This window comes from Sedimentibacter sp. MB35-C1 (assembly GCF_030913635.1).
In the GTDB taxonomy this organism is placed as follows: domain Bacteria; phylum Bacillota; class Clostridia; order Tissierellales; family Sedimentibacteraceae; genus Sedimentibacter.
The window spans coordinates 1601305-1613961 of record NZ_CP133188.1 but is presented as its reverse complement, the minus strand read 5'-3'; the positions used below and the strand labels follow the sequence as shown (position 1 = coordinate 1613961).

10 protein-coding genes are annotated in these 12657 nt (G+C 36.9%); 3 read left to right on the top strand and 7 right to left on the bottom strand.

Annotated features, from left to right (window positions below; translation table 11 throughout):
• Positions 1-144 precede the first annotated feature (144 nt).
• From RBQ61_RS07615 to RBQ61_RS07590, 6 genes are all read right to left on the bottom strand, one after another.
• Positions 145-777 (bottom strand): HAD family hydrolase, encoded by a 633-nt coding sequence (locus RBQ61_RS07615; RefSeq protein ID WP_308139889.1) that lies wholly within the window; start codon positions 775-777, stop codon positions 145-147.
• An 8-nt stretch (positions 778-785) separates the two neighbouring features.
• Positions 786-3071, bottom strand: a complete 2286-nt coding sequence (locus tag RBQ61_RS07610) for a Tex family protein (protein WP_308139888.1) — start codon at positions 3069-3071, stop codon at positions 786-788.
• 73 nt (positions 3072-3144) lie between these two features.
• Positions 3145-4255, bottom strand: a protein-coding gene (prfB, locus tag RBQ61_RS07605; RefSeq protein WP_308139887.1) for a peptide chain release factor 2 whose coding sequence is annotated in 2 segments (ribosomal slippage) — positions 3145-4179 and positions 4181-4255 — 1110 coding nt in all. Because the reading frame shifts where the segments join, the coding sequence is not laid out codon by codon here.
• A gap of 15 nt (positions 4256-4270) precedes the next feature.
• The gene (gene secA / locus RBQ61_RS07600; RefSeq protein ID WP_308139886.1) at positions 4271-7033 is read right to left on the bottom strand and encodes a preprotein translocase subunit SecA; all 2763 of its coding nucleotides are present in this window, start codon (positions 7031-7033) and stop codon (positions 4271-4273) included.
• A gap of 14 nt (positions 7034-7047) precedes the next feature.
• The gene (locus tag RBQ61_RS07595) at positions 7048-8274 is read right to left on the bottom strand and encodes an NAD(P)/FAD-dependent oxidoreductase (RefSeq protein WP_308139885.1); all 1227 of its coding nucleotides are present in this window, start codon (positions 8272-8274) and stop codon (positions 7048-7050) included.
• Positions 8275-8284: 10 nt separating this feature from the next.
• Positions 8285-9880 carry an NAD(P)/FAD-dependent oxidoreductase gene (locus RBQ61_RS07590; protein ID WP_308139884.1) on the bottom strand — a complete coding sequence of 532 codons (1596 nt, stop codon included), beginning with the start codon at positions 9878-9880 and terminating at the stop codon, positions 8285-8287.
• Between the two features lie 398 nt (positions 9881-10278).
• Here RBQ61_RS07590 and RBQ61_RS07585 point away from each other — a divergent pair, with 398 nt between their 5' ends.
• The 3 genes from RBQ61_RS07585 to RBQ61_RS07575 all read left to right on the top strand — a co-directional run bounded on the left by RBQ61_RS07585 (position 10279) and on the right by RBQ61_RS07575 (position 12135).
• Positions 10279-10479 carry a cold-shock protein gene (locus tag RBQ61_RS07585; protein WP_308139883.1) on the top strand — a complete coding sequence of 67 codons (201 nt, stop codon included), beginning with the start codon at positions 10279-10281 and terminating at the stop codon, positions 10477-10479.
• A 223-nt stretch (positions 10480-10702) separates the two neighbouring features.
• Complete coding sequence (locus RBQ61_RS07580; RefSeq protein ID WP_308139882.1) at positions 10703-11146, top strand: hypothetical protein; 444 nt, start codon at positions 10703-10705, stop codon at positions 11144-11146.
• Positions 11147-11280: 134 nt separating this feature from the next.
• Positions 11281-12135, top strand: coding sequence for a DMT family transporter (locus RBQ61_RS07575; RefSeq protein WP_308139881.1), 855 nt, complete (start codon positions 11281-11283; stop codon positions 12133-12135).
• Here RBQ61_RS07575 and RBQ61_RS07570 read toward each other — a convergent pair.
• Positions 12132-12557, bottom strand: a complete 426-nt coding sequence (locus RBQ61_RS07570; protein WP_213925317.1) for an Lrp/AsnC family transcriptional regulator — start codon at positions 12555-12557, stop codon at positions 12132-12134. The genes RBQ61_RS07575 and RBQ61_RS07570 overlap by 4 nt on opposite strands.
• Positions 12558-12657 lie beyond the last annotated feature (100 nt).

Below are 12657 nucleotides of genomic sequence, written 5' to 3'. Positions count from 1 at the left end.
AGAATCTAAGATAAACTATAAAAACAGAAAGTCAGTCACAAAAATTGTGGCTGACCTTCTGCTTTTCACGTTACCCCATGCCTATTACTCTCGATTAATTTATTATATCTGTGTGACACTTAAAGTTCAGAATTTTCAAATAATTTATAACATTTCTGTCAAATCCCACATTTTTTTCAGCACATGCTTAATGTTATATATTTTAGCCAATTCATCTGCTCCATGCTGCCAGCCTGCCAAAACAGGAGTCACTCCGGCATTTATTGCGCATTCCATATCAAATCTGGAATCCCCCACATACAATGTTGTCTCTGGAGAACTTCCAAGCTCTTTTATCGCCTTTATTAGAGGTTCTTTGTCCGGTTTGTGCTTCTTCACATCATCCGCAGAAACAACAGAACTGAAGTATCCGTCGATGTTGAAATTTTCCAACGCCTGTGTAGTAGAATTTTTAAGCCTTGATGTAGCGATGCCCAGTTTTATATTTTTATTTTTCAAATATTCCAAAGTTTCCTCAACTGTTTCATAAAGTGTAACCTCTTCGTTAAATCTTTCCTTTTGATAATCTCTGTAGGAAGCAATTACATCTTCAAAATTAAATTGTCCGAAATCTCTTGATAAAGTTAATGCCAGCGGCTCTCCGAATGTACTCATAACATATTCTTCGCTTAACTCTTTTTTATGAAATACCGAGTATATATGCCTAAATGAATTTAAGATCATTTGATTTGTATTGGCAAGTGTTCCGTCAAAGTCAAATATTACAGTATCTATCATGTTTTCTCCTAATTCCTTTTTGTCTTCATGCTCAAGCCTATTCTTTGTCTTTCCTTGTCAATGCTAATTATACTAACATTTACCGTATCGCCAACCTGCACTGCTTCCATTGGATTCTTAATATATTTATCGCTCATTTCAGATATGTGGACAAGTCCGTCCTGTTTTACACCTATATCTACAAAAGCTCCAAAATCCACTACGTTTCTTACGGTTCCTGTAAGCTTCATTCCAACTTCCATGTCTTCGAATTTCATTACATCGCTTCTAAAAATTACCTTAGGCATTTCATCCCTAGGGTCTCTTCCAGGTTTCCTGATTTCTTCGATTATATCGGTTAATGTTGGAACTCCTATATTCAGCTCTTCAGACAGAATTTTTATTCTTTCTTTAATTTTTTCTCTGGCCGGTTTTTTCTCTTCTTTAAATTTTATCTGAGAAAGAGCCGCCAATCCCTTCAACCTAGTGTTCTTCGAGGACATTTGAACTTTGTTGTCCTCTTTTACCTTTATTTTCATAATTCTTTCATTGATATCTCTAAGATTTCCGCTTCTCACGTCATCAACATTATATCCAAGCTTATCCAACAGATTTAATGCTATTTCATATGATTCAGGGTGCACCGCAGTTTTATCAAGGGGGTTGTCTCCGTCTGAAATTCTTAAAAACCCAGCGCATTGTTCAAATGCCTTTTCCCCCAGCATTTTAACCTTCATCAGCTCTTGCCTGTCTGTAAACTTTCCGTTTTCTTCTCTATATTTAACAACATTTTTTGCAATTGTTTTAGATACTCCCGAAACATATTGCAGCAGAGCAGTTGAAGCAGTGTTCAAATCAACTCCGACGCTGTTAACACAATCTTCTACCACTCCATCTAGTTCCTGGCCAAGCTTTGTCTGGTTAACATCATGCTGGTACTGGCCTACTCCTATACTCTTTGGATCTATTTTTACAAGTTCGGCAAGTGGATCTTGAAGCCTTCTACCTATTGAAATCGCACCTCTTATTGTAACATCAAGGTCTGGATATTCTTCCTGAGCCTGCTTTGAAGCAGAGTATACTGAAGCGCCTGCTTCACTTACTATTGTGTATGTAGTATTTTTATCAAGATTTGGAATCATATCTGCAACAACCTGTTCTGTTTCTCTTGATGCAGTTCCATTTCCTATTGTTATTACATCTACATCGTATTTATTGATAAATTCAGTCATAATTTTCTGAGATTTTTTAACCTCATTTTTCGGCTCGCTTGGATAAATAACACCCTGGTCCATAAACTTTCCTGTTCCATCAAGCACAGCCAGCTTACAGCCGGTTCTGTATCCGGGGTCTATTGCAAGTATTCTTACATCTTTAACCGGAGGCACCATAAGCAGATTTTTTGTATTTTTTCCAAACACCTTAATGGCTTCTGCTTCTGCTCTTTCCGTAAGCATATTTCTTACTTCTCTTTCAATAGAAGGAGAAATAAGTCTTTTGTATCCGTCAGAAATTGCAGACAAATAATAATCAGCCGTAATTGCCGATTCATTTTTTATTTCTTTTGATATTAAATAATTTACCGCTTTATCATCAGGAGTTTTTAATTTGACTTTCAGTTTATTTTCTTTCTCGCCTCTGTTAATGGCAAGTATTCTATGATTTGCAACTTTGTTGACTGCTTCTTCAAATTTGTAGTACATTTCATATACTGTTTTTTCTTCTTCATTTGCTGCCTCAGAAGTAATTATACCGTCTGATATATACATTTCTCTTATATGCTTTCTGTAATCCGCGTTGTCCGAAACCATTTCTGCAATTATGTCACACGCTCCACCAAATGCTTCCTTGACATTCTTAACTCCCTTTTCTGCATCTATGTAAGGTTTAGCAATTTCTTCAAGATCACCTTCCATTAAATTCTGTGCAAGTATAATCTTTGATAAAGGTTCAAGCCCTTTTTCTCTTGCCTTTGATGCACGAGTTGATTTTTTCTGCTTGTATGGTCTATATAAATCCTCTACGCGCTGCATTACATCAGCCTTTGATATTTCATTCTTTAATTCTTCAGTAAGTTTTCCCTGTTCTTCAATAAGGCGAATAACTTCTTCCTTGCGGGCTTCCAGATTTCTCAAGTAAACCAGCCTGTCATACAGGTCTCTCAAAACGACATCGTCCAGAGATCCTGTCTGCTCTTTACGGTAACGAGCTATAAACGGAATTGTATTCCCCTCATCAATTAGTTTTACAGTGTTCTCAACCTGAAAAGGCTTGATGTTAAATTCATCGCATAAAATTTTGTTAATATCTATCATACTCTCTCCCTTTAACAACAGGCGAACCATGTTCAGCTGTCTTACGCCTGCCCATATGTCCACCTATGTTTTTTTATTGTTCCAATGATTTCATTTTAAGGTATTCATTCATAAACATATCCAGATTTCCGTCCATTACCGACTGTACATTTGCTGTCTCGGCATTCGTTCGGTGATCCTTGACCATGCTGTAGGGGTGAAATACATATGATCGTATCTGACTCCCCCATGCGATTTGATTGTATTTCCCCTGAATATCCTCTATTTTTTCCTTGTTTTCCAGCTGTTTGATTTCCAAAAGCTTTGATATAAGCATTTTCATTGCCGTTTCTTTGTTGCTGTGCTGTGACCTTTGATTCTGACATGAAACCACTATGCCTGTTGGTATATGTGTTATACGTATTGCAGAATCAGTAGTATTTACATGCTGCCCGCCCGCTCCGCTTGAGCGGTAGGTATCAACACGAATATCTGATTCATTTATTTCAACGTCATTATCATCGTCCATCTCAGGCGTTACATCCACAGAAGCAAAGGACGTGTGTCGTTTCTTGGCAGTATCAAACGGAGAAATCCTCACTAAGCGGTGCACACCTTTCTCTGATTTCAGATAGCCGTACGCGTTTTCCCCTTCAACCAGAAGAGTTACGCTCTTGATGCCGGCCTCCGTATCAGGCAGTATATCCAGTACCGTAGCTGCATACCCATGTGCTTCAATCCATCTGGAATACATCCTGTAAAGCATGTCGGCCCAGTCCTGTGCCTCTGTTCCTCCGGCTCCGGCGTGAATGGAAATAATTGCGTTATTCTTATCGAATTCGCCGCTTAAAAGCGCAACAATTCTTGCATCATCCAGCATCTTTCCGACTTTTTCAATTGTTTCCTCCAGCTCCGGCAGATGAGATTCATCATCTTCCTCCCGAATCATTTCGGTCATAATCTCAAGATCCTCAACCTGCTGCTTTAAATTCAAAAAATGCTCTATTTTTGATGTGTTGTGCTTTAGCTTCTGTGATACTTTCTGAGCTTTTTCCTGGTCATTCCAAAATTCCGGCTCCTGCATTTCAGATTCAAGCAATATATTTTCTTCCTTTAACTTTTCAAAGTCAAAGTGAACCACCAACCTCTGCTAATATAGAGTTAAATTTTTTTAAACTCTCATTAATTTCATAAAAATCTATCAATTTATCAACTCCTTCTTATTCTTCATTCGCTCCGCAGCATTTCTTGTATTTCTTTCCGCTTCCGCAAGGACACGGATCATTCCTGCCTATTTTTTTCTCTCTTTTTACCACAGGCTGAGGCTTGCCTGTTCCTCCGGTATTTCCGCCGCTGGTACCTGTAATCTTGGCAACCTCTTTACGCTGCATTTTTTCCTGAGGTCTCACTCTCATAAGCATTTTAACTGTATCTTCTTGAATTGATGACGTCATTTCCTCAAACATGTCGAACCCTTCTACCTGGTATGCTCTCACAGGATCCTCGTTTCCTATTGCACGGAGGCCTATTCCCTGTCTCAGCTGATCCATAGCATCAATGTGATCCATCCATTTCATATCAACATTTTTCAAAAGTACAATTCTCTCTATTTCTCTGAAGATTTCCTCTCCGAATTCCGATTCCTGCCTTGCATAATGCCTGTCAATGGCACTCTTTGCCCTTTCTCTCATCATATCTTTTGTAATGTCTTCTTTTTTCTCGCCGTCAAAACTGATTAATAATGAAAAAGTATCTTGTATATATTTTGAATATTCTGCAATATTCCAATTATCGGAGTATCTTTCTTCGGTCGTATACATCCTGATTCCCTTATCAATAAGGTCATTAATCATATTTGAGATGTAGTCCTTTAAATTCTCTCCCATAAGAACTCTTCTTCTTTCGGTATAAATAACCTCTCTCTGCTTATTCATTACATTGTCATATTGAAGCACATGCTTTCTTATGTCAAAATTTCTGCCTTCAACTCTTGATTGCGCCGTTTCAATAGTCCTTGTCAGCATTCCTGCCTCCAGCGGCTCATCCTCGGGCATCTTAAGGGTTTCAATTATTGATTTTACCTTGTCTCCGGCAAAAAGCCTCATAAGGTCGTCTTCAAGAGAGATATAAAAACGCGTGGAACCTGGGTCTCCCTGTCTTCCGGCACGCCCTCTAAGCTGATTATCTATACGTCTGGATTCATGACGTTCAGTACCGATAATATGAAGCCCGCCTGCTTCTCTTACCTTTTCCTGCTCATCTCTGAGTTCATCTCTTGACTGCGCCAGAAGTTCTTTGTATACTCTTCTTGCCTCAGTTACTTCAGGGTCCTCTGTATCGTTAAATCCGTCTGCCTGTGCTATCAGCTCATCAGAAAATCCATTTTTTTTCATCTTGTGCTTAGCAAGGTATTCGGGATTTCCTCCCAGAACAATGTCCGTACCTCTACCGGCCATATTTGTGGCAATGGTAACAGCACCGAGACGTCCTGCCTGAGCAACAATTTCAGCTTCCTTATCATGCTGTTTTGCATTTAGTACTTCATGTTTAATGCCCTGTTTTTTTAGTATTTTGCTCAATAATTCCGATTTCTCAATAGAAATTGTACCTACTAGTACAGGCTGACCATTTTTGTTTCTTTCTATTATTTCATTTATAACTGCTTTGAATTTTCCTACTTCTCCCTTATATACAACATCTTCAAAGTCTTTTCTTGCTATCGGTTTATTTGTAGGTATTTCAATAACATCAACACCGTAAATTTCCCTGAATTCTTCTTCCTCTGTCTTAGCTGTACCCGTCATACCTGATAATTTCTTGTACATTCTGAAATAGTTTTGAAATGTAATGGTTGCAAGTGTTTTTGATTCTTTTCTGACTTCGATTCTTTCTTTTGCTTCTATTGCCTGGTGCAGACCGTTTGAATACCTTCTGCCGTACATAATACGTCCGGTAAATTCATCTACAATCAGAACTTCCCCATCTTTTACGATGTAGTCAATATCCCTTTTCATGGTGTTGTGTGCCTTCAAAGCCTGATTAATATGATGAGAAATTTCCATATTTTCCTGATCTGCAAGATTTTCAATATTGAAGAATTTCTCGGCTTTGGTTAAACCTCTGGCAGTCAGCGTAACATTCTTGCCTTTTTCATCAACTATATAATCAACGGTATCATCTTCGTCGATATCGCCCATTATATAATCCATTTTAGATTTTTTGTCTTCGGGTAATTGTACTTTTCCCTTCAAGGTTATAACAAAACTATTTGCCATTTCATAAAGACTGGTAGATTTGTCTCCTTCTCCGGATATAATCAGCGGAGTTCTGGCTTCATCTATCAGTATTGAGTCCACTTCGTCTATGATACAGTAGTTCAAATCTCTTTGAACCATCTCTTCTTTTCTTATAACCATGTTGTCTCTCAGGTAGTCAAAACCGAATTCATTATTTGTACCGTAAGTTATATCATATCTGTACGCTTTCATTCTGTCAGCTTTGGTTATTCCATGGACAATACATCCTACACTGAGTCCTAAAAAATTATGAACCTTGCCCATCCATTCACAGTCACGTTTTGCCAGATAATCATTGACTGTTATAACATGTACGCCTTTTCCTTCCAGTGCATTCAAATAAACCGGCAAAGTTGAAACCAGTGTCTTACCTTCACCTGTTCTCATTTCGGCTATACGCCCCTGATGAAGCACAATGCCTCCTATGAGCTGAACTCGGTAATGTTTTTGACCCAAAACTCTCCAAGCAGCTTCTCTGACAACTGCGAATGCCTCGGGCAGAATATCATCCTTCGTTTCTCCTTTAGCAAGTCTTTCCTTAAATTCCTGAGTTTTTGCTTTAAGCTGTGCATCGCTTAGATTTGTCATTTCACTTTCTAACGACAAAATTTTGCTCACAGTTGGCTCTAATCTTTTAACTTCTTTTTCACTATACGAACCGAAAATTTTCTCTAAAAATTTTTTCATATTGCATCCTTTCTCTATACTAAGGTTGAACTGAAATGCCCGGCTGCATATCCGGAACTCCATGCCCACTGAAGATTAAATCCTCCGCAATCGCCGTCAACATCAAGTATCTCTCCCGCTAAAAATAATCCTTTTACTTTCAATGATTCAAGAGTATTAGAATTCACTTCGGACATATCCACCCCACCGGCAGTTGCCTGAGCCTGCTGCCATGAATTGTGATCTGTCACCTCAAATTTCCAATCCTTTAATATATCTATTATTTTATATATTTCCTTCTTATTCAGCTTTCCGCACTTTTTATCGAATTTCTCAAATCCAGCCTCCGTCAAAATTACAGGTATTAACTTTTTGTTAATAAATCCTATCAATCCATCTCCGATGCTTTTGTATCCAATTTTATTAAATCTGGTATTTAATATATCATAAAGATCAAATTTCGATATTTGCGGAAACATATCAACAGAAATATAGACTCTGTGATTCTTATTCAGCTCTTCAACAATCATTCTGCTTATCTGCAGTATAGGAGGTCCCGAAATTCCGTATTCGGTAAACAGTATTTCTCCATCCTCCTCACGTATGACTTTTTTGTCTGTGAATCCTTTAACCACTCCGTCAAACCTTATTCCTGCTATTCTTTTAAAAAATTTCCCATTAAGCTTAAGTTGTACTAATGCCGGAAATGGGTTTATTATTCTATGTCCCAACGATGATGCAATTTCAAACCCTTTGCCGTCAGATCCCAACTGGGGGCTGGCTTTTCCTCCGGTGGCCAAAATTACTTTATCTGCATAATGGACACTATCCCTACCAATAATACTGAATTTGTCTTTATTTTTTCTTAATTCCAAAACTTCAAATTCTGTAACCTCTCCAACATTAAGTCTCTCGACTTCATACCTGAGCACATCCAGTACGCTTGACGCCTGCAGTGAACCCGGGTACACTTTGCCTTGATCTCCTATATAGGGATTTATCCCCAGATCCTCAAAAAAGTTTAATGTTTTCTTTAAATCAAAAAATTCTAATATATTTTCAGCTAGCTTTGTGTTTTTCCCGTGGTATTTGTCAATTGACAAATTCATATTAGTATAGTTGCACCTGCCATTACCGGTTGCCAGTATTTTCTTCCCGACTTTATTTAATTTTTCATATATTGCAACTTCGGAACCATTTCTTGCCGCAGCTATTGCCGCTGTCAGCCCGGAGGCTCCTCCGCCGATAACAGCTATTTTCATAATATCATCCTTATTTTTTCATAGGTTTATATGTTTTAATAATTTGTTCAGCAATCTTAAGCCCGTCTATTGATGCGGACATAATTCCTCCCGCATAACCTGAGCCTTCTCCGCATGGATAAATTCCCTTTATGCTGCTTTGCAAATCGTCATCTCTTGTTATTCTTAAGGGTGATGACGTCCTTGTTTCAACTCCCGTTAACAAAGCATCATCTCTGTCAAAATTATCAAGCCACTTTCCAAAAGCAGTTATTCCCTCTGCAAGGCTTTCACATACATAGTCCGGAAGGCATTCCCATAAATTTGCAAAACTTGCTCCAGGCCTGTATGTTGGATATATTTCTCCATATGATGTGGAAACTTTTTTTTCTTTAAAATCCTTGAACAATTGAACCGGAGCATGGTAATTTCCTCCCGCAATCTCAAATGCCTTCTGCTCAAATTTTCTTTGAAAATCAATTCCTGCAATTGGATTTTCCTTTCCACCGAAATCTTCCGGATCAATTGAAACCACAACCGCTGCATTAGCATTTTCCAAATCTCTGTCATGAAAGCTCATACCGTTTGTAACTACTCCTCCTTTTTCAGAAGAAGATGCCGTAACTACTCCTCCGGGACACATGCAAAACGTATAACAGCTTCTCCCGTTTTTGCACTTGTGCACAAACTTATAGTCTGCCGGACCCAGCTTTGGATTTCCTGCCATGCTGCCGTACTGAGCTTCGCTTATCATTTGCTGAGGGTGCTCTATCCTTACTCCCATAGCAAAAGGCTTCGCCTTTAGTTCAAGCTTACCATTAAGCATCTCAAATGTGTCTCTGGCACTGTGTCCTATTGCAAGCACCAGAGCATCTGTTTCAATTATATCACTTTCAGTAACTATTCTGTATATATTACCATTTTTAACATTAATATCCGTTAGGCATTCCTCAAAACGAAACGTTCCTCCCAGCTCTATGATTTTTTTTCTTATATTTACAAGACATCCTCTCAGTAAATCTGTTCCTATGTGCGGCTTATTTATATACGTGATTTCAGACGGAGCTCCTGCTTCCACAAATTCTTCCAGAACTTTTTTACCTCTTTTTGACCTGTCCTTGATGAGCGTATTAAGTTTTCCGTCAGAAAAAGTTCCCGCACCGCCTTCACCGAACTGAATGTTTGACCTTAAGTCCAAAGCACCGTCTCTCCAAAACTTATCAATGTCCTTAACCCGTTCTTTTACCTTTTTTCCTCTTTCAAGGATTATTGGGTCATATCCCTTTTCAGCCAGCAAAAGAGCGCAAAACAGCCCAGCAGGTCCGCATCCTACTATCACGGGCCTGCTATTAAGCGGCTTTTCACCTGTTGCTTCAACCTCATAAACAAACGGCTTCACAACAGAAATATTATTATTACGTTTAGGAATTTTTATTTCACGGTCAAGCTCAACATCTAAAGCATATATAAAAAGAATTTCTTCTTTCTTTCTGGCGTCTATAGATTTTCTGAATACTGACAATGATTTTATTTCTTCTTTTTTTACTTTAAGCGCTTCTGCCGCTTTTATATATAAATCCTCTTCATTGTGATCAATGGAAAGTTTAACCTGCTGTATCCTTATCATGTTACACCTCTTACGTTTTTATACTAGCATTAAAATCACCATATTTCATAGCTTTACCATTATACCATACATTTAAAAATATTCTATGTGTTTTTTTTAATTTATCAAAGTCTTGGCATGGCAAGCCTTCTTTTTTATTGCTGATATATTGATAATAAAATATAAAATCGAATAAAATGATAGTACAATGGCACCTGATAAGCATACAGCTGTGATTATTTATTAAAAAATGTTGACACATATAAATATATGTGTTATCATAAATAAGTATTGCAGATGTATTTATAGATATCACATATTTTTAGAGATCATATAACTATTTGTGTATATGGTTTGTAAAAATGTGTGATTTTTTTTAACTTACAATTGGGATATAAATAAAAAATAGGAGGTACCTAATGAATAAAGGTACGGTAAAATGGTTTAACGCAGATAAAGGATTTGGATTTATTACATCTGAAGGCGGAGATGATGTGTTTGTTCACTTTTCATCTATCCAAGAAGAAGGATTTAAATCCTTAGACGAAGGTCAGGCAGTTAGCTTTGACATTACTCAGGGAAACAGAGGAATGCAAGCTGCTAATGTAAAAAGAATATAATTAAATATTTTATTACAAGAGCATTAAAAACCGGAAATTAATTTTTTCGGTTTTTTTAATTTCAATAATATTATATGTTTCAGCAAATATTGATAAAACCTACATTTTTTGGTTTGTCCCTTTATTCACTTAAATGTATTCATAAAAAATTAACCACCTTTCTAATCATGCATACATTGAGTATTACAAGAAATCATTTAAATATTCGGAGGTTGAAAATCTTATGAATGCTAAACATTTTAATTTACACAAACCTTATAAGGTACATAATCTGTTAAATTTAATACCGATAACCGAGACAGGGTTTATTAAAGTAAAAGTAATAACAGAATTTGAAAATATCCCTTTAGAAAATTCGATCATAACAATTTATGCATCCTTGGATGAATTAATACCGATTGAAACCGTAACAACAGATGGTAATGGAGATGCCCCAGTAATAGAAATACCTGTAGCATATAATCCCAACATTGCTGAAATGAGCCCTGAATATCCTTATACAGATTACAATATAAGAGTAATGCATGAAAATTATTACCCCGTATTGATATACGACATTCAAGTATTCCCAAATATTACTACAAATTTTATTGTGCACATGAACCGCATACCAACTAATGCGCCTTATCCGCGTAAAGAAAGAACAACAATAATTCCCAGGATATAGATAAAATTCACAAAATCCAATAAAACATTCTTTGTATTTTTTGATTCTTCAGCAATCATAATAATAATATTGATTTTGAGTATATTAATTACAAATCAAAAATTTCGACTTAAAAGACTGATAAAGGTGATATAATGAATAAAAAAAATAAGTCCATACTGCTGATGTTATTTTCTGCATTTACCTTTTCATCTATGCAGATAATTGTTAAGCTCCTTCCTGACATACCTCTTATGGAGAAGGTGTTTTTCAGAAATTTTATAAGCCTGATTATATCATTTATAATTATCAAGAAAAATAATTTGAGCTGCTTTGGAAGCAAAGAGAACAGAAAATATTTGTTTTTTCGATACATATTCGGTTTCACAGGCATTATACTTTTTTTTTATGCAACTACACAAATGCTGGCAGCAGATGCTGCCATACTCAATAAACTCTCTCCGGTATTTGTAATAATACTGGCCCGTTGTTTTCTGAAAGAAAAAATTAATAAAACAAAAATAACTGTGCTGATAATATCCCTGGCAGGTGCAATGATGGTCATAAAACCGCAATTTAATTCATCGCTAATCCCTGCAGCTGCAGGCTTTATATCAGCGATTCTTTCCGGAGCTGCCTATATATTCATCACAATTATAGGAAACAGGGAAAGCATTTACACCACAGTATTCTGTTTTTCCTTATTATCATCAGCCAGCTGCCTTCCGTTTTTTGCATTCAGCTTTGCCATGCCCAACCTGTTCGAGCTTTTCCTGCTTACATTGCTGGGAGTTCTGGCAGCATCAGGACAAATAGCATTAACCTCTGCATACAAAGGGTGTGAAGCATCAGAGGTTTCGATTTATGATTATTCAAATATTATCTTTTCATCAATACTCGGATATATATTCCTGTCAGAAATACCTGATATGCTAAGCATACTGGGAGGTTTCACAATATTGTCAGCCTCCCTAATCTTATACATTAGTGCTAAAAAGGAAAAGACCTAAATTTCTTTGCCTTCTATGGGGCTTGACATAATAATATAGGTTTCAGTATTTCCGTAAAACTGTATTTTACCCACAAGCTCCTCTAAATGTGTCATTTCACGAAGATATGCCTTCATAATCATGCTGTGGGGACCTGTTACGTGGTAGCACTCAATAATTTCCTCTGCCTTTTTTGCAAATTCAAGAAAACTTTCCTGCTTTTCGGGTTTTATCGATGCGTTAATTAATACACATATAGGTTTACCAACCTTCTCGTTATTAATAACAGCCTTGTATCTTTCAATTACACCGTCATCTTCCAGTCTTTTTACCCTCTCAGCCACAGCCGGCGGACTTAAAGACACTTCTTTTCCCAATTCCTTCATGGAAATTCTTCCATCTTCCTGCAAAATGCTGATAATCTTCAAATCTGTCTGATCCATAATAATACCACCTTGTTTTATTAGCTATATTTTAAAAACATCTTTTTATATAACTGCGTTTTTAAAAAAACTCTTTTTAAAATTATGTACAAATGTACTT

Excerpts from the sequence above, each read along its gene's own strand:
- RBQ61_RS07615 (WP_308139889.1), bottom strand. The coding sequence starts at position 777 with ATGATAGATACTGTAATATTTGACTTTGACGGAACACTTGCCAATACA.
- RBQ61_RS07610 (WP_308139888.1), bottom strand. The coding sequence starts at position 3,071 with ATGATAGATATTAACAAAATTTTATGCGATGAATTTAACATCAAGCCT.
- secA (WP_308139886.1), bottom strand. The coding sequence starts at position 7,033 with ATGAAAAAATTTTTAGAGAAAATTTTCGGTTCGTATAGTGAAAAAGAA.
- RBQ61_RS07595 (WP_308139885.1), bottom strand. The coding sequence starts at position 8,274 with ATGAAAATAGCTGTTATCGGCGGAGGAGCCTCCGGGCTGACAGCGGCA.
- RBQ61_RS07590 (WP_308139884.1), bottom strand. The coding sequence starts at position 9,880 with ATGATAAGGATACAGCAGGTTAAACTTTCCATTGATCACAATGAAGAG.
- RBQ61_RS07585 (WP_308139883.1), top strand. The coding sequence starts at position 10,279 with ATGAATAAAGGTACGGTAAAATGGTTTAACGCAGATAAAGGATTTGGA.
- RBQ61_RS07580 (WP_308139882.1), top strand. The coding sequence starts at position 10,703 with ATGAATGCTAAACATTTTAATTTACACAAACCTTATAAGGTACATAAT.
- RBQ61_RS07575 (WP_308139881.1), top strand. The coding sequence starts at position 11,281 with ATGAATAAAAAAAATAAGTCCATACTGCTGATGTTATTTTCTGCATTT.
- RBQ61_RS07570 (WP_213925317.1), bottom strand. The coding sequence starts at position 12,557 with ATGGATCAGACAGATTTGAAGATTATCAGCATTTTGCAGGAAGATGGA.